Source organism: Marinovum sp. E3 (assembly GCF_055755275.1).
The window spans coordinates 17678-32888 of the sequence record NZ_JBVTQV010000007.1; the positions used below are offsets into that span (position 1 = coordinate 17678).

General features: G+C 65.5%; 16 protein-coding genes. 8 read left to right on the forward strand and 8 right to left on the reverse strand.

Annotated features, from left to right (window positions below):
- Both AC0J5K_RS22060 and AC0J5K_RS22065 read right to left on the reverse strand, forming a co-directional pair.
- Window positions 1-918 (reverse strand): branched-chain amino acid ABC transporter permease, encoded by a 918-nt coding sequence (locus AC0J5K_RS22060; RefSeq protein ID WP_420398447.1) that lies wholly within the window; start codon window positions 916-918, stop codon window positions 1-3.
- Between the two features lie 50 nt (window positions 919-968).
- Entirely contained in the window at window positions 969-2105 is a 1137-nt protein-coding gene (locus AC0J5K_RS22065; protein WP_074837835.1) for an ABC transporter substrate-binding protein, read from the reverse strand.
- A gap of 443 nt (window positions 2106-2548) precedes the next feature.
- Between AC0J5K_RS22065 and AC0J5K_RS22070 the strand changes: the two genes are divergently transcribed.
- Together AC0J5K_RS22070 and AC0J5K_RS22075 are read left to right on the forward strand one after the other, a co-directional pair.
- Complete coding sequence (locus AC0J5K_RS22070; RefSeq protein ID WP_074837922.1) at window positions 2549-2869, forward strand: c-type cytochrome; 321 nt, start codon at window positions 2549-2551, stop codon at window positions 2867-2869.
- A gap of 120 nt (window positions 2870-2989) precedes the next feature.
- Window positions 2990-4261 (forward strand): PQQ-dependent sugar dehydrogenase, encoded by a 1272-nt coding sequence (locus AC0J5K_RS22075; RefSeq protein WP_420398448.1) that lies wholly within the window; start codon window positions 2990-2992, stop codon window positions 4259-4261.
- A gap of 50 nt (window positions 4262-4311) precedes the next feature.
- On the opposite strand, the gene AC0J5K_RS22080 is transcribed toward AC0J5K_RS22075, so the two are convergent.
- On the reverse strand, window positions 4312-4974 hold the full coding sequence (locus tag AC0J5K_RS22080; RefSeq protein WP_274590856.1) for an SH3 domain-containing protein: 663 nt from the start codon (window positions 4972-4974) through the stop codon (window positions 4312-4314).
- 362 nt (window positions 4975-5336) lie between these two features.
- Here AC0J5K_RS22080 and AC0J5K_RS22085 point away from each other — a divergent pair, with 362 nt between their 5' ends.
- From AC0J5K_RS22085 to AC0J5K_RS22110, 6 genes are read left to right on the forward strand one after another with little or no spacing between them, the layout of a single operon-like run.
- Entirely contained in the window at window positions 5337-6362 is a 1026-nt protein-coding gene (locus tag AC0J5K_RS22085) for a TRAP transporter substrate-binding protein (protein ID WP_420398449.1), read from the forward strand.
- Window positions 6363-6420: 58 nt separating this feature from the next.
- Complete coding sequence (locus AC0J5K_RS22090; RefSeq protein WP_048535851.1) at window positions 6421-6942, forward strand: TRAP transporter small permease subunit; 522 nt, start codon at window positions 6421-6423, stop codon at window positions 6940-6942.
- Window positions 6939-8252, forward strand: coding sequence for a TRAP transporter large permease (locus AC0J5K_RS22095; protein WP_420398450.1), 1314 nt, complete (start codon window positions 6939-6941; stop codon window positions 8250-8252). The genes AC0J5K_RS22090 and AC0J5K_RS22095 overlap by 4 nt, the downstream gene beginning before the upstream one ends.
- Entirely contained in the window at window positions 8249-8383 is a 135-nt protein-coding gene (locus AC0J5K_RS22100) for a hypothetical protein (RefSeq protein ID WP_274590859.1), read from the forward strand. The genes AC0J5K_RS22095 and AC0J5K_RS22100 overlap by 4 nt, the downstream gene beginning before the upstream one ends.
- A gap of 14 nt (window positions 8384-8397) precedes the next feature.
- Window positions 8398-10128, forward strand: a complete 1731-nt coding sequence (gene araD / locus AC0J5K_RS22105) for an L-arabinonate dehydratase (protein WP_283643833.1) — start codon at window positions 8398-8400, stop codon at window positions 10126-10128.
- 5 nt (window positions 10129-10133) lie between these two features.
- Window positions 10134-10958, forward strand: coding sequence for an IclR family transcriptional regulator domain-containing protein (locus AC0J5K_RS22110; RefSeq protein WP_420398451.1), 825 nt, complete (start codon window positions 10134-10136; stop codon window positions 10956-10958).
- A gap of 27 nt (window positions 10959-10985) precedes the next feature.
- On the opposite strand, the gene AC0J5K_RS22115 is transcribed toward AC0J5K_RS22110, so the two are convergent.
- From AC0J5K_RS22115 to AC0J5K_RS22135, 5 genes are read right to left on the reverse strand one after another with little or no spacing between them, the layout of a single operon-like run.
- Window positions 10986-11855: a MurR/RpiR family transcriptional regulator gene (locus tag AC0J5K_RS22115; protein WP_074837847.1), complete on the reverse strand. Its 870-nt coding sequence runs from the start codon at window positions 11853-11855 to the stop codon at window positions 10986-10988.
- Window positions 11856-11867: 12 nt separating this feature from the next.
- Window positions 11868-12686 (reverse strand): MBL fold metallo-hydrolase, encoded by an 819-nt coding sequence (locus tag AC0J5K_RS22120; RefSeq protein ID WP_074837849.1) that lies wholly within the window; start codon window positions 12684-12686, stop codon window positions 11868-11870.
- Window positions 12676-13611 carry an NAD(P)-dependent oxidoreductase gene (locus tag AC0J5K_RS22125; RefSeq protein WP_420398452.1) on the reverse strand — a complete coding sequence of 312 codons (936 nt, stop codon included), beginning with the start codon at window positions 13609-13611 and terminating at the stop codon, window positions 12676-12678. Before AC0J5K_RS22125 ends, AC0J5K_RS22120 begins: the two co-directional genes overlap by 11 nt.
- Window positions 13608-14564 (reverse strand): shikimate dehydrogenase family protein, encoded by a 957-nt coding sequence (locus AC0J5K_RS22130; RefSeq protein ID WP_420398453.1) that lies wholly within the window; start codon window positions 14562-14564, stop codon window positions 13608-13610. Before AC0J5K_RS22130 ends, AC0J5K_RS22125 begins: the two co-directional genes overlap by 4 nt.
- Complete coding sequence (locus AC0J5K_RS22135) at window positions 14564-15208, reverse strand: bifunctional 4-hydroxy-2-oxoglutarate aldolase/2-dehydro-3-deoxy-phosphogluconate aldolase (RefSeq protein WP_420398454.1); 645 nt, start codon at window positions 15206-15208, stop codon at window positions 14564-14566. The genes AC0J5K_RS22130 and AC0J5K_RS22135 overlap by 1 nt, the downstream gene beginning before the upstream one ends.
- Window positions 15209-15211: the final 3 nt, after the last annotated feature.

Consider the following 15211-nt stretch of genomic DNA (forward strand, 5'->3'; position numbering starts at 1 on the left):
TCAGGCGCTCCCGAACAGGCCCTTGGGCCGAAAGATCAGCACCCCGGCCATCAGGATGTAGATCGACATCGAAGCCAGCGAGGCGCCGACCGACCGCGCCGTCGCAGGGTCGAACACCAGCGCAAAGGCCTCGGGCAACAGAAACCGGCCCAGCGTCTCGGTCAGCCCGACCAGAAGCGCGCCGATGAAGGCACCCTTGATCGAGCCGATGCCGCCGATCACGATAACCACGAAGGCCAGGATCAGCACCGGCTCGCCCATGCCCACCTGCACCGACTGGATGGTGCCCACCAGCGCGCCGGAAAATCCGGCCAGCGCCGCCCCGAGCGCGAAGACGAAGGTGTAGAGCCGCGAGATATTGACCCCGAGCGCCGCAATCATCTCGCGGTCGTTTTCACCGGCGCGGATGCGGATACCGACGCGGGTCCGCGCGATCATCCAGAACAGCCCCGCCGCCACCGCCAGCCCGACCAGGATGATGGCTAGCCGATAGAGCGAATATTCGATGCCAAAGGGCAAAATCACCGTGCCCGACAGCCACTCAGGCTTGTCGAGAAACAGCGGGAAAGAGCCGAAGAGCCAGCGCGTGCCCTCGGAAAAGATCAGGATCAAGGCAAAGGTCGCCAGAACCTGATCGAGGTGGTCGCGGTCATAGAGCCTGCGGATCACCAGAACCTCGATCAGCACCCCGGCAAAGGCGGCGCAGACCAGGCTCGCCGCCAGCGCCAGAAGGAAAGAGCCCGAGGCCTGCGCCATGGCCGCCGCCGCGAAGGCGCCGATCATGTAGAGCGAGCCATGCGCGAGATTGATCAGCCCCATGACGCCAAAGACCAGCGTCAGCCCGGCCGCCATGAGAAACAGCATGACCCCGAATTGCAGCCCGTTCAGGGTCTGCTCGACAAGAAGGATAAGCGACATCAGCGTTGCGCTGCACCGCCCCGGCCCGCAAAGGGGCCGGGGCAGGCGGGTTACATCTTGCAGGCGTCGAGGAAGGCGTTGGACCGGTCTTCCAGCGCGACCCCGATGATCTTGTTGGTGTAGACGTCACCTTCCTTGATCACTTCGCGCACATAGATGTCCTGCACCGGATGGTTGTTGGCGGCAAAGGCAAAATCCCCCCGCGTGCTGGAGAAATCGGCCTCTTTCAGTGCCGCGCGGAACGCCTCCTGATCCGAAATATCGGCTTTTTCCATCGCCGAGATCATCAGGTTGGCAGTGTCGAACCCCTGGCTGGCGTAAAGCGAGGGCAGGCGGCCGTATTCGTCCTGAAAGCTTTCGACAAAGGCCTTGTTGGTCGCGTTGTCGATGTCCTTGCTCCACTGGCTGGTGTTCTTCACGCCAAGCGCCGCATCGCCCACCGCTTGCAGGATGCCCTGATCAAAGCTGAAGGCCGGGCCGACCACGGGCAGATCGACACCGCTGTCGGCATATTGCTTGAGAAAGGAAATCCCCATGCCGCCGGGCAGGAAAAAGAACACCGAGTCCGCCCCGCTGGCGCGGATCTGCGCGATCTCGGCGGCGTAATCGGTCTGGCCCAGCTTGGTATAGATCTCGCCCGCCAAATCCCCTTCGAAAAAGCGTTTGAAGCCGGTTAGCGCGTCCTTGCCGGCCGGATAGTTCGGCGCGAGGATAAAGCTGTTGGTATGGCCCGCGTCATTGGCATAGGCGCCGGCAGCCTCGTGCAGGTTGTCGTTCTGCCAGGCGACGTTGAAATAATTCTGGTGACAGGCCTGCCCGGCCAGCGCCGACGGCCCGGCATTGGGCGAGAGGTAGATCTTGCCCTGCGCCACCGCGCCCGGCACCACCGCCATGGCGAGGTTCGACCAGATGATCCCGGTCAGGATATCGACCTTCTCAGACTGGATCATCTTGTCCGAGAGCTGCACCGCCACATCCGGCTTGCGCTGGTCGTCCTCGATCACAACTTCGATATCGTCGCGGCCCGATTGCGCCACCGCGAGCATGAAGCCGTCGCGCACATCGATGCCGAGTCCGGCGCCGCCGCCGGACAGCGTGGTGATCATGCCCACCTTGACGCCTTCGGCCGTGACGCCCGTGGCCGCCGTCGCCATCGTGGCGGCCAGAATGATCGATTTGAGTTTCATCGTAATCCCTCCCAGGACAATTCTTTTTGTAACGGCTTAAGCTTTAGCGCTTTTTTCGCCCTGCACATAGGCCCGCCGGCAGAAAAGCCGCCGGCTCGGGGCGCGCCTTCGCCGAACGATGATACGTCCCAGAGCGCCACACAAGTCAAAAGCGTCGAAAGGTGACTGCATCGACATGTCGGCGCGGCGCCGGCCAGGACGGCAGCTTTTCGCGCCGCACCGCATGACGTGATTGCAAACACACCTATAGATGGAATTCCTTTGCGCCGTCGAAAATGCCGCTCTAGGGTTTGATTTGTGGAACGGGGGATCCATGTCTTTCTGTCAATCGATGGCGGTCGCAGCAGACCGGCAACCGTATAACCCGGGGAGGGGGTGAAGACGTGAGCAAATCTTCGATTTTTTTATTCTGTCTGACACTGACGCTTGCGTCGACGCAGGCGATGGCGGGGTCGAGCGCCGAAGATACCGAGGCAGAAGGCGCCACCAGCGAAGCGGCGGCAGATCAGGCCGACTTCGATCCGGCAGCGGGTGAAGAGCTCTACATGAAGGAATGCCGCGCCTGTCATGGCCCGACCGCCAAGGGCGTGTCGAGCTATCCCAAGCTTGTCGGCCAGTCCGCCGAATACCTCGTCACCATGCTCGAAAGATACCGGTCCGGCGAAAAGATCGGGCCGAACACGATGCTGATGGCGCCCCGCGCCCGCAAGCTGTCGGACGAGGACATTGGCGACGTCGTCGCCTTTATCACCTCGCTCGAATAACGCCGGCACAAGGCGGACCGGCACGGGAGGAGTGACCCGAACCGGAGATAACAATCAGACAGGACGTTCAGCACGCACATTTCCGATCGAGCGGTCATATATCACAAGGGAGGAAGTTTAATGCTTAGTCTACACCAATCATTTGCACTGGCAGTGGCGGTGGGCGCCGCCGTGGGGGCGACGCCGGCCCTGGCGCAGAACACCTCGAGCCTCACGCATTCCGTGGTGATCGAGGGCCTGGAAAACCCGTGGGACATGGCGTTCCTGGGCGATGGCACCATGCTGTTCACCGAGAAATGCAAGGGGCTGTCGGTGCGCATGCCCGATGGCAGCGTCAATGCGCTGCTCGGTATGGGCGGTGTCGAAGGCTACAACTCGGCCGAAGAGGACCTGTTTTGCGAAGGACAGGCCGGCATGATGGGGGTCGCCTTCGATCCGAACTTTGACGAAAACCGCCGGATCTATGTCTATGCCACGTCGAACATGTCCGATCCGCACACCAACCGGCTGATGCGTTTTGTCGTCAACGAGGATTTCAGCGGCGTGTCCGAACGCACCGACATCGTCGATGACGTGCCTTACAAGATGGCCGCCTCGGATCACCCGTTCGGCGGGCCCGGCGCGCACAACGGCGGGCGCGTCCGGTTCAACCCGGTCGATGGTTACCTGTATCTGACCACCGGCGACAACCACAACAGCGAGATCCCGCAAAGCCCGACGATGATGGGCTCGAAGGTGATCCGCATCGACACCGACGGCAATGCCGCCCCGGAAAACGCGCCGCCCGAGGGCTTTGACAAGCGGACCTATACCTATGGCCACCGCAACGTGCAGGGCATCGCCTTCAACGCCACCGGCACACCGATCACCGCCGAGCACGGACCTTGGCATTCCGACGAGATCACGGTGCTGGAAAACGGCGGCAACGCCGGCTGGGATCCGCGACCGAACATGGCGGGACGCGACGATTGCCCCGACGATTATTGCGGCTACAGCCCCAATCAGGCCGAAGGCATGAACCGTTTCGAGCGGGCCGCCTACATGCCGATGACCGACTTCGAGACCTATCCCGACGCGATGCCGCCGATCTGGAACAACAACGGCTGGTCGCAGGGCACCTCTTCGGCGGCCTTCCTCACGGGCGAGTCCTGGGGCGACTGGAATGGCGCGCTGGTCGTGGGCATCATGGGCATCGGATTCGGTGGCACGCCGATCGGCCAGCGGATCGACGTGATCGAGCTGACCGAGGACGGCACCGAAGTGGTCGATGTCACCGAAATGACCCTGCCGGACGGCATGGAGCCCGGGCGCTTCCGCTCTCTGGTGACCGGGCCGGACGGCAGCCTCTATGCCGCCGTCGATGAGGGTGTGATTCACAAGCTCACACCCTGAGGCATGACTTTGAGGCTGCGCCAACTTCGGCTGGCGCAGCCGATCCGCGATCAATTGCCGAACACGAATTCCCCGGACAGAACAAAGCGCTGGTCATCGACGCGCAGGTGATGCTGCCCGCCGTCGAGCCGCCAGTCGGTGTCGGTGCCAACCCCCGACATCGTGGCATTGGCGGCCACGAACTCTCCGTGCAGGAAATACAGATGCCGCGCGAAGCCGTTGGCGAAGGTGGCCACGACGGTCGCGTCGCCGCCGGTGCCCCGCGCCACCTCGGCGCGGCACAGTCCCAGCGCCTGACCGCGTTCCTGGGCGCAAACGATCTCGCCGCTGGCGTCGAAATCGCCGGCGCGGGCCCGGCGAGGCGAGCTGTCGAGGCCCATTGGCACGGCTCCGTCCGGCCCCGCCGCCGGTGCCAGGTGGCGACCGGGCACAAAGACGCGGGCCCCGCCGCGAAACCTCCGCACCTCGCACCAGGGCGCACCGTCCGCCAGCGTACATCCGAGGTTGGCCAATATCGCGCCGTCCTGCACCACGCCGACCGGTTCCGCCGTTTCCGAAGGCCCAGCCCGGGCTGTCACCGGGCCGCCGACGATCTCGAACCGCCGCGGACCGCCGTCGCTCGCGGCCGGCGGCACCTGCGCAAGCGCGGCGGCGGCGCAGCCCAGGGTCAACGCGCCGACGGCGAGGCCGCGAAAGAAAGCTGTGACCGGCATGAGGCGCTCCTCGTCATCGGGCGCGCAACCTGACGCGCCGCATCTGCACCATGGTGCGCCAGTGACGCAGCCAGGGCAAACCCGGATTGCTGCCGCCCGTGTAAACGCAAAATACGCATTATGTTAAGCGCCGGGTGCCACCTGAAGATTCAAATCCTCCGTCAGCGCCTTGTCACATTCCGGTCACGCGCGGCACGCCATAAGGACGGCGGATCATGTCATCGAAACATAGCGGCCAGCCTCGGACAACAGGACAGCCACCACGGCATGGCGTGCGATATTCGCACTGCGATGCGAACTATTTGACGCAGACCCCGGCCACCGCAATACCTGAGCCCAGATATTTCGGAGGAGAAAAACCCATGAATTTTCGAACGTTTGCCGCCGGCGCAGTTGCGCTTGCTCTGGCCGGGCCGGCCATGGCCGAGACCACACTGCGCATCCAGACCGCCCAGAACGCCGGCGATTTCGTCATGTCGCGGCTGCAAGACATCTGGGTGCCGAAACTCGAAGCCATGAGTGGCGGCGAGCTGAAGGTCGAACTTCTGCCCACCGGCGCCGTCGTGCCGCACCGCGAAACCCCCAAGGCGGTCTCCGCCGGGATCATCGACGGCCAGATGACCACCGCCAACTACTTTGCCGGCCAGGATGCCGCCTTTGCGCTCTTTGGCGATCTGATTGCCGCCTATGACAGCCCCGATCAGGGCCAGACCTTCTGTCGCAACCACAAGGGCCGCGAGGTTCTGCAACAGCTCTACGACAAACACTTCGGCGCCAAGCTTCAAGTCATCGGCTGCGGGCCCTACGCCCGGGAAGCGCTTGTCGCGACCGATCCGATCCGCACCCTGGCCGACATCAAGGGCAAGAAGATCCGCGCCCCCGAAGGCCTGGCCGCCGAGGTGTTCGGCGAGGTCGGCGCCACACCGGTGAGCCTGCCGTTCAGCGAGGTCTACACCTCGCTGGAAACCGGGCTGGTCGATGCGGCCGATGCCAGCGCGCTGGTCAACAACGAGGCGCTGGGCCTGCACAAGATCGCGAAATCGCCGATCTATCCGGGCATCCACTCGCAGGCGGTGCACAGCTTCTCGATCAACAAGGCCAAGTGGGACGGATTGAGCGAACAGCACCGCACCATCCTCGAGGTCTGGTACAACGCGGCTTATGACGACATCCGCCGCGCCGCCGATCTCGAAGACCGCCAGACCGCGGCTGATCTCGCCAGCCGCGACGGTTTTGAAATCGTCGACTGGTCGGCGCAGGATCGTCAGGCGTTCCGCGACGCCGCCCGCATCGCCTGGGAGCGTGCGGCCGAACAATCCGAGGATGCGGCGATGGTCTATGAGGCGCAAAAGGATTACCTGCGCCTGATCGGCCTGCTGAACGACTGATAGATTGCCAGCCGGGCCGGAGCGTCTGCTCCGGCCCTTTGCCGTGGAAGGACATCGGATGCAAGCGGCCAGCCTGCTCATCTCGCGGCTCAGCATTGCCATCGGCTATGCCTGCGCCCCGCTCTACTTCGTTTCGCTGCTCGTCGCCGTGCGCGAAGTCATCATGCGCTATTTCTTCAATGCCCCCTCGGACTGGGCCTTCGAGGTCACGCTGACCCTCTGCGCCGTGGCCTGGGCGCTGTCGGTGGGATATGTCGGCCAGCAAAACCGCCATATCGCCATCACCTTCCTGCACGATCTCGCCGGGCCCGCGCTCCGGCGGGTGCTGGATGTGGTGACGCTGGTGCTGACGGCCCTGGCCTTTGCCGCCCTTGCCTACGCCACCTTCGAGCCGGCGCTCGACGCCTTTACCCGGATCGAGCGGACCGGCAGCGCCTTCAACCCGCCGATGCCGGCAATCCTGAAACCGATCCTCTGCGCCTCGGCCCTGCTGGGCGTGGTCCAGTCCCTTGCCAATCTCGTGCTGGTGCTGACCGGCCAGACGCCGCCCGCGCCCGAGCCGGAGGATATCGCGCTATGAGCATCGCCCTTGTCACCGCCCTGATCGTCATCGCCCTTTTGGCGCTGATGGTGCTGGGAACGCCGCTGGGCGTGGCCACCCTGCTGGTCTCCGTCGCCACCTCGCTGATCTATTTCGGTCTGCCGGGCCTGTTTCTGGTGTCGAGCAACGTCTACCATGTGCTCGAGAATTATTCGCTGGTCGCGGTGCCGCTCTTTGTCTTCATGGCGGGCATTCTCGAACGCTCCGGCATCGCCGAGAGCCTGTTCGACGCCATGGCCGAGCTTGGCGGTTCGTTCCCCGGATCGCTGGGTATTCAGACCTGTGTGGTTGCCGTCTTTCTCGCCGCGATGAGCGGCATCATGGGCGGCGAGATCGTCATGCTGGGCATGATAGCCCTGCCGCAGATGTTCCGCCTGGGCTATGACCGCAAGCTGTCGATCGGCATCATCTGCGCCTCGGGCGCGCTGGCGACGCTGATCCCGCCGTCGATCGTGATGATCGTCTATGGCGTCACCGCCAATGTCTCGATCTCCGACCTCTTCCTCGGCGGCACCGGCCCCGGCCTGCTGCTGGCCTCGATCTACATGCTCTATATCTACAGCCGTGCCCGGATGAACCCGGCGCTGGCCCCGGCCCTGCCCGAAAAAGAGGGCCCCAGCGGCCCGCGCAAAAGGGCCGCCATCAAGGCGCTGATCGCGCCGCTTTTTGTCATCACCAGCGTGATGGGCACGATCTATTCCGGCATCGCCTCGGTGACGGAGGCGGCCGCCATCGGCGCCTGCGCCGCGCTCCTGGTGGCGTTGCTGCGCAGACGGCTGAGCTATGGCATGATCCGCGACACCTTTCGCCAGACGGTGCTGACCGTGGGTTCGGTGGTCTGGCTAGTGCTCGGCGCGGTCTCGCTGGTGGGCATCTACAACATCATCGGCGGCAGCCGTTTCCTGCAAGGCGTGCTCGAAGGGCTGGACTGGCACCCGCTGCTTGTGGTCCTGTTGATGATGGCCATCGTCTTTGTGCTCGGGACCTTCATGGAATGGATTGCCATCGTCTTTATCACCGTGCCGATCTTTGCGCCGGTGGTGGTGGGCTTCGGCTATGATCCGATCTGGTTCGGGGTGCTCTTTGCGATGAACATCCAGAGCTACTATCTCTCGCCGCCCTTCGGCCCGGCCTGTTTCTTCCTGAAAAGCGTGGCGCCGCGCGAAGTCACCCTGCAAGAAATCTTTGCCTCGGTCTGGCCCTTCGTGCTGATGCAGATCGCCGGATTGCTTCTGGTGCTCTTCTTTCCGCAAATCGCGCTGTTTCTCCCGGAGGTTCTGGCAAAATGAGCCCTGACGATCACCCCCGCCCCGAAACCCGGCTGAGCCGCCGCGCCAGCCTCGCCTCGGACATTGCCGGCTATCTGCTGGCCGGCGCGATCATCTTCGCGATGTTCGCCCTGTCCGGCTCGCTCTCCTGAAGAATGGACGCCCCATGACCAAGACCCCCGAAGATCTCCGCTCGCACCGCTGGTTCGGCGACCCCGGCCTGCGCACCTTCGGCCACCGCTCGCGGATGCGCCAGATGGGCTATGACCCGGAGGATTGGGAAGGCCGGCCGATCATCGCGATCATCAACACCTGGTCCGACATCAACCCCTGCCATGCGCATTTCCGCCAGCGCGCCGAGTCGGTCAAGACCGGCATTCTCCAGGCCGGGGGCTTTCCGCTGGAGCTGCCCGCGATCTCGCTGGCCGAGCAATTCGTCAAACCTTCGGCCATGCTCTATCGCAACCTTCTGGCGATGGAGACCGAAGAGCTGATCCGCTCGCATCCGATCGATGGCGTGGTGCTGATGGGCGGCTGCGACAAGACCACGCCGGGCCTGCTGATGGGCGCGATCAGCATGGATGTGCCGGCGATCTACCTGCCCGCCGGGCCGATGCTGCGCGGCAACTGGCAGGGCAAGACGCTGGGCTCGGGCTCGGACAGCTGGAAATACTGGGACGAACTGCGCGCTGGGCAGATCACCGAGGAGGATTGGCAGGGCGTCGAACGCGGCATTGCCCGCAGCTATGGCCATTGCATGACCATGGGCACCGCCTCGACGATGACAGCGATTGCCGATGCGCTGGGTATGACCCTGCCGGGCGCCTCGTCGATCCCCGCCGCCGACAGCAACCACATCGCCATGAGCAAGATGGTCGGCCGGCGCATCTGCGAGATGGTCTGGGAGGATCTGAAACCCTCGGACATCCTGCGCGAAGGCTCGGTCGAAAACGCCATCACCGTGGCCATGGCGATGGGCTGTTCGACCAATGCGATCATCCATCTGATCGCCATCGGCCGCCGCGCCGGGGTCGAGGCGACACTGGAGGATTTCGACCGGCTGAGCCGCGTGGTGCCGGTGATCGCCAACGTCCGGCCGAGCGGCAAGGAATATCTGATGGAAGACTTCTTCTACGCCGGAGGCTTGCCGGCGCTGATGACCCGGCTGACGGATCACCTCGACCTGGCGATGATTTCGGTCACCGGCCGGCCGCTGGGCGAGGATATCGCCACGGCCCGGGTATTCAACGACGATGTGATCCGCCCGATCGACAATCCGATCTATGCCGAGGGCGCGCTGGCGGTGCTCAAGGGCAATCTGGCGCCGCAGGGCTGTGTCATCAAACCCTCGGCCTGTAGCGAGAAATATCAGAACCACACCGGCCCGGCGCTGGTCTTCGACGATTACGCCGAGCTCAAGGCACAGATCGACCGTGACGATCTCGACGTGACCGAGGACAGCGTTCTGGTGCTGCGCAACGCCGGCCCGGTCGGCGGCCCCGGGATGCCGGAATGGGGCATGCTGCCGATCCCCGGCAAGCTGGTCAAGGCCGGGGTGCGCGACATGCTGCGGCTGTCGGATGCGCGGATGAGCGGCACCAGCTACGGCGCCTGCGTGCTGCATGTCTCACCCGAGGCGCATGTCGGCGGGCCGCTGGCGCTGCTCAAAACCGGCGACATGGTGACCGTCGACATCCCCGGCCGGCGCATCCACATGGAGGTCTCCGACGAAGAGCTGGCGCAGCGCCGCGCCGCCTGGACCGCGCCGGAAGACCCCTATCAGCGCGGCTTCGGCAAGATGTACATGGCCCATGTCAGCCAGGCGCACGAGGGCTGCGATTTCGATTTCCTGCAAACCGCCGCCGGCGCGCCGGTGCCGGAACCCAAGATCTTCTGAGCGCGATGACAAAGCCCCGGCCCGCCGCCTTTCCCGAAGACGCCATGCGCGACGCCCCCAAGGATTACTCGCTGACCCTGGCCAAGGGCATGGCGATCCTCGAGATGTTCTGCCCCGAGGTGCAGCGCGTCAGCTTCCAGAGCGCCGCCACCCACCTTGGCACGAGCCGGGCCACCGCCCGGCGGCTGATCCTGACGCTTCAGGCAATGGGCTATCTGGAAAAGACCGGCACCGGCGATTACGCGCTGACGGCCAAGAGCCTGGGCATCTCGCGCGCCTTCCTGTCGGGAAATTCGATCCTGTCGATGCTGGCCGAACAGGTCCGCCAGCTTGCCGCCGAGATCGATTGCCCCTGTTCCATCGTCTCGCTCAGCGGGCCGGAGGTGATGTTTCTCTGCCGCGACCCCTCGCGCCGGGTCTATGCCTCGCAATTGGCGCTCGGGGACCGGCTGCCGGCCCATGCCTCGGCCGGGGGCAAGCTCTTGCTGGCGACCAAGACCGACGACGATCTGCGCGCCTGGTGCGCCCGCCATGCGCCGCAGCCGCTGGCGAGCAGAACCATCACCGAACCCGAGGCGATGCTGGAAGACGCCGCCCGCACCCGCGCGCGCGGCTATGCCACCACCGATGGCGAGCTGGAGGACGGTCTTGTCTCCCTCGGCCTGCCGGTACGCGATCATCAGGGCGCGATCCGCCTGGCGCTGGTGGTGTCGCAATTCGCCAGTCGCATGTCCGGCAAGGCTTTCGTCGGAAAATTCCTGGCCCCGACCCGCGCCGCCGCCGAGCGCATCTCGGCCACCTACGCCGATTACCTTCGCCACAACGCCTGACGCGCGAGCGCCAGGCCGGGCCATCGGCTAAGGCGATCCGCGCCGCTGTGCCAGACGTGCCTTCATTTGGGTGATGCGCTGATGATGCGCCTCGTCGCGGCGCAGGCTGACGGCGGTCGACAGGATGTCGATCACCACCAGATGCGACAGCCGCGACACCGTGGGGGTGAACAGATCGGTGTTTTCCAGCGTCTCGACCACAAGCGCCACGTCGCAATGATCAAGCATCGGGCTGGGCTGACCGGTGATACCGATGGTGCCGGCGCCGTTTTCCTGCGCGACCTGAAGTGCGGTGACGATCTCGCGGGTGTGGCCGGTGTTCGACACCCCCACCGCCACATCGCCGTCGCCCAGCATCTCGGCGGTCATGTACATCTGATGTGCATCCGCCGGCGCGCCGCAGGGCGTGCCGAAGAGCGGAAACTTCTGCTGCGCGTCCCGCGCCACGATGCCCGAGGCGCCAAACCCGAAGAACTCGATCCGCCGCGCCCCCGCCAGAAGATCGACGGCGGCGCGCACCGCCTCCTGGTCCAGCTTGCTCTGCGCCCAGTTCAGGTTCGACAGGTTGTAGTCGAAAATCTTGGTCATCACCGCGCCCAGATCATCCTCCGAGGTGATCGCGGTATGCGATGTGGTGCGGGCAAAGGCCATCGAGCGCGCCAGCTTGACCCGCAGATCGCGAAATCCCTCGCAGCCGATGGCGGCACAAAACCGGATCACCGTCGGCTCGCTCACCCCCGCCGCTTTGGCCAGCTGCGCCAGCGTCATGGAGACCACCTCGCCCGGCGCCGCCAGCACCACTTCGGCGACGCGCCGGTCGGATTTGCGCAGTTCATCCTTCTGCCGCAGCACGGTCTCCAGCAGATTGTCATCCAGACCGTTGGCTGCGTGATCCATCAAAAGCGTCCTTCAATGCCCGATCCGCAAGTGGTGGCCTGCGGTGGGGCGGATGATCCTCGGGGTGGTCGACCGCGCGGCGGCGGCATCGATGGCGCCCGGGTCCAATGTGTTGAAGGCGAACATACCGAAGTGATGCGGTACGAGAAAGGCGCATTCGCGGGCCAGATGCCGGGCCTCCTCCAGCGTGAAATTGCCCGGGATCCTTGCCGCACGCCGCACCGCATCCCGGCCATTCACCGGCAAGAGCGCGATATCCGGGGCAAAGCGCTGAACCCGGGCATCGAGATCGGCAAAGGGAACGCTGTCGCCGGAGTGATAGAGCCGCACCCCGGGCACCGCGATGCCGTAGCCGAGAAACCTGTCGCGGCCCATGTCGTCGCGCGCGCGCACCTCATGCGCCGCCGGGAACACCTCGAGCGTCAGCCCCGGCAGCGGCACCAGCCGGTCGTCGGCCTGCACCGGGCGCAGCTTTGCCCCCGGCCCGATCCGGTCGCGCGCGATCTCTTCGACGGCGGCCGGCACCACGAACGGCAGATCGGGAAACCTCTCGCGCAGCGGCCCCAGAGTCTCGGGATCCATGTGATCGGTATGGGCATGGGTCACCAGCACCAGATCGGGCCGGGGCAACGCGGCCACCGATACCGGCGCGGCCATCATGCGAAGATGCGGATAGGCCGTGCCGGCATATTTCCGCGCCAGGCTGTCCGACAGATAGGGATCAATCAACAGCCGGTGCGCGCCGGTGTCGATCCAGAACCCGGCCTGCCCGAGCCAGAACAGCCCGGGCGTGCCGGTCGCAGGAAAGCCGGGCGCCGATTCAAGCCGCATGGCGGGAAAGCACCTGCAACAGATGATCGACGGCGCAGCGCGTCGACCGCTCCACCGATTGCCGCGTGAAACCGCCGATATGCGACGTGGTGATCACACGCGGATGACGCAACAGGCCCGTCATCTGCGGCGGTTCCTGGTGGAACACATCGGTGGCGTAGGTGCCGACCCGGCCGCTGTCGAGCGCCGCGATCATCGCCGCGTCATCGACCAGCCCGGCCCGCGCGGTATTGACCACCACGGCCCCCGGCGCCAGCAGCGCCAGTTCCGCACCGCCGAGTACCGGCCGGCCATCCGTAGGCATCGGCGCATGCAGGCTGACGACGCCGGCGCCGGCCAGGGTCCGGGCCAGATCGCCGCGCAGAAACGCCGGATGTGCCAGCCTGTCCTGCGGCGCGAAGGGATCGAATCCGTGCACCTCGGCTCCGAGCGTCAGACAGAATTCGGCAAAACTCGCGCCGATCGCGCCGAGGCCGACGACCCCCACCGCCGCGCCCTGGATCTCGGACCCGGTGCGGCGCGGCCACCGGCCCTCTTGCAGCCCGGCATGGGTCGGCACGATGTCGCGCAGCCCCGAAAGCGCCAGCGTCAGCGCCAGTTCCGCGACGCCGCGCGCATTGGTGCCTTCGGCCCGGCGCAACGCGATGCCGCGCCGCTCGAGCGCCGCCAGCGGCAGGTTGTCGATGCCCGATCCGTTTCGGCTGATGACGCGCAGATCGGTCGCGGCCTCGATCACCGCCTCCGACACCGGCTCGACCCCGGCCAGCCAGCCGACACAGCCCGGCACCGCGGCCAGCAGCGCCGCCTCGGACGGGGTTTCGCCGGGCGCCGGCATGACCAGTTCGAATCCGGCCTCTTCCAGCGCGGCCAGCGCCGGGTGACCGCCGGAGGACAACGAGCGGGGCGTTATCAGGATACGGCTCATGACGTCCGCCCCGTGGCCTCGGCGGCGATGCGCGAGATCGCATCGAATTGCGGGCCGGAGGTGGCGATCTCGATGTCGAAGACCTCGGCGATCACCTGGGTCCAGCCGTGGATGAAATAGGTCCAGCCATCCTCAATCTGCACCGCCTTTTCGGCCTGTTGCGCCCGGGCCTGATCGAGAAACACCAGATCACCGCGATAGTTCAGTTCCCAGACCACGCCATCCCGGGGGAACGGGCCGCCAAAGGTCAGGGGCGAGCCCGGCGCATCCTTGCCCAGACCGGTGGCGTTGATCACCAGCGATCCGGGTGTCAGACCCGCCATGGCGCGGTCATTGTCCTCGGGCGTCTCGGCGACGACATATTCACAGGGAATGTCGCTGCCGATCTGCGCATGGATTTCGCGGATGTGATCAAGCCGGGGCGCGCTGCGATTGGTCACCACGATGCGGCGCGGCCGGTTGGCACCGCGCGCGGCCTGCATCAGATGCCAGGTCAGCGCGATGGTCGAGCCGCCGGCGCCCATCGACAGCACCTCGGCCCCGGTCCTGGCAAAGTGATCGGCGGGCAGAAAGCCATCCAGCGCCAGCCCGGAAGAGATCGGATCCTTGGCGCGGCAGATCAGCTTGCCGTCACGTTTCGACAGGCAGGAGGTCTCGGACATCAGCGCGGCATGGGGATCGATAATGTCGAACATGTCGCGGCAGGCGGCGAACAGATCGAGCTTGTGGGTGGTGACCAGCGCGCCGAGCGACTGCGGGTCAGCCTTGAGAAACTGGATGACGGCGCGGTAATTTTCAGACGTGTCATGCGGCACCATGTCTATGCCCTTGATCTCGACATCGCCGAGACCGAGGTACTCGGCCCATTTCGGGAACACCCGCATGATCGAGGAACTGCCGGTGGTGACACCGATGAAATAGAACGTCGGGCGGGTGGCGGGGGTCAGCTGCATCACGCCCCCCGAATGTCGCGCACACGCGCCACGGCGGCGCGGGCGTTTTCGGTGATGACGTCCCAATTGCCGGCCGCGATGTCATCGCGCCGGGCAATCCAGGTGCCACCGACCGCACGGACCTGCGGCAGTGCCAGCCAGTCAGGCAGGTTCTCGGGCGTGACGCCACCGGTCGGATTGAAGCCGATGCCGGTGTGGGCGTAAGGCGCAGCGATGTTTTTCAGCATCGACGGCCCCCCCGCCGGCATCGCCGGGAAAAACTTCACCATCTCGCAGCCATGCCGCAGGGCGATCTGAAGCTCCGAAGGGCCCATGATGCCCGGCGCGAACGGCAGGCCGATCCTGGCGGCATGGGCCAGGACGGCGGCACCGATCCCCGGCGACAGGGCAAAGCGCGCGCCGGCCGCCAGCGCTTCGTCGGCCTGGGCCTCGGTCAACACGGTGCCGGCGCCGACGATCATCTCAGGGCGCTCGGCGGCGATTTTCGCGATGACATCTCGCGCGGCCTCGGTGCGAAAAGTGATTTCCGCCACAGGCAGGCCGCCGGCGATCAGCGCATCGGCCAGCGGCAGGGCCGCCGCTGCGTCGTCAATCGCGATGACCGGCACGACGCCGTAGGTGGAAAGCGTGTCATAAATGCTCATGAG

What these genes read in the sequence shown, in the direction of transcription:
- AC0J5K_RS22060 (WP_420398447.1), bottom strand. Translation starts at nt 918, where the DNA reads ATGTCGCTTATCCTTCTTGTCGAGCAGACCCTGAACGGGCTGCAATTC.
- AC0J5K_RS22065 (WP_074837835.1), bottom strand. Translation starts at nt 2,105, where the DNA reads ATGAAACTCAAATCGATCATTCTGGCCGCCACGATGGCGACGGCGGCC.
- AC0J5K_RS22070 (WP_074837922.1), top strand. Translation starts at nt 2,549, where the DNA reads ATGGCGGGGTCGAGCGCCGAAGATACCGAGGCAGAAGGCGCCACCAGC.
- AC0J5K_RS22075 (WP_420398448.1), top strand. Translation starts at nt 2,990, where the DNA reads ATGCTTAGTCTACACCAATCATTTGCACTGGCAGTGGCGGTGGGCGCC.
- AC0J5K_RS22080 (WP_274590856.1), bottom strand. Translation starts at nt 4,974, where the DNA reads ATGCCGGTCACAGCTTTCTTTCGCGGCCTCGCCGTCGGCGCGTTGACC.
- AC0J5K_RS22085 (WP_420398449.1), top strand. Translation starts at nt 5,337, where the DNA reads ATGAATTTTCGAACGTTTGCCGCCGGCGCAGTTGCGCTTGCTCTGGCC.
- AC0J5K_RS22090 (WP_048535851.1), top strand. Translation starts at nt 6,421, where the DNA reads ATGCAAGCGGCCAGCCTGCTCATCTCGCGGCTCAGCATTGCCATCGGC.
- AC0J5K_RS22095 (WP_420398450.1), top strand. Translation starts at nt 6,939, where the DNA reads ATGAGCATCGCCCTTGTCACCGCCCTGATCGTCATCGCCCTTTTGGCG.
- AC0J5K_RS22100 (WP_274590859.1), top strand. Translation starts at nt 8,249, where the DNA reads ATGAGCCCTGACGATCACCCCCGCCCCGAAACCCGGCTGAGCCGCCGC.
- araD (WP_283643833.1), top strand. Translation starts at nt 8,398, where the DNA reads ATGACCAAGACCCCCGAAGATCTCCGCTCGCACCGCTGGTTCGGCGAC.
- AC0J5K_RS22110 (WP_420398451.1), top strand. Translation starts at nt 10,134, where the DNA reads ATGACAAAGCCCCGGCCCGCCGCCTTTCCCGAAGACGCCATGCGCGAC.
- AC0J5K_RS22115 (WP_074837847.1), bottom strand. Translation starts at nt 11,855, where the DNA reads ATGGATCACGCAGCCAACGGTCTGGATGACAATCTGCTGGAGACCGTG.
- AC0J5K_RS22120 (WP_074837849.1), bottom strand. Translation starts at nt 12,686, where the DNA reads ATGCGGCTTGAATCGGCGCCCGGCTTTCCTGCGACCGGCACGCCCGGG.
- AC0J5K_RS22125 (WP_420398452.1), bottom strand. Translation starts at nt 13,611, where the DNA reads ATGAGCCGTATCCTGATAACGCCCCGCTCGTTGTCCTCCGGCGGTCAC.
- AC0J5K_RS22130 (WP_420398453.1), bottom strand. Translation starts at nt 14,564, where the DNA reads ATGCAGCTGACCCCCGCCACCCGCCCGACGTTCTATTTCATCGGTGTC.
- AC0J5K_RS22135 (WP_420398454.1), bottom strand. Translation starts at nt 15,208, where the DNA reads ATGAGCATTTATGACACGCTTTCCACCTACGGCGTCGTGCCGGTCATC.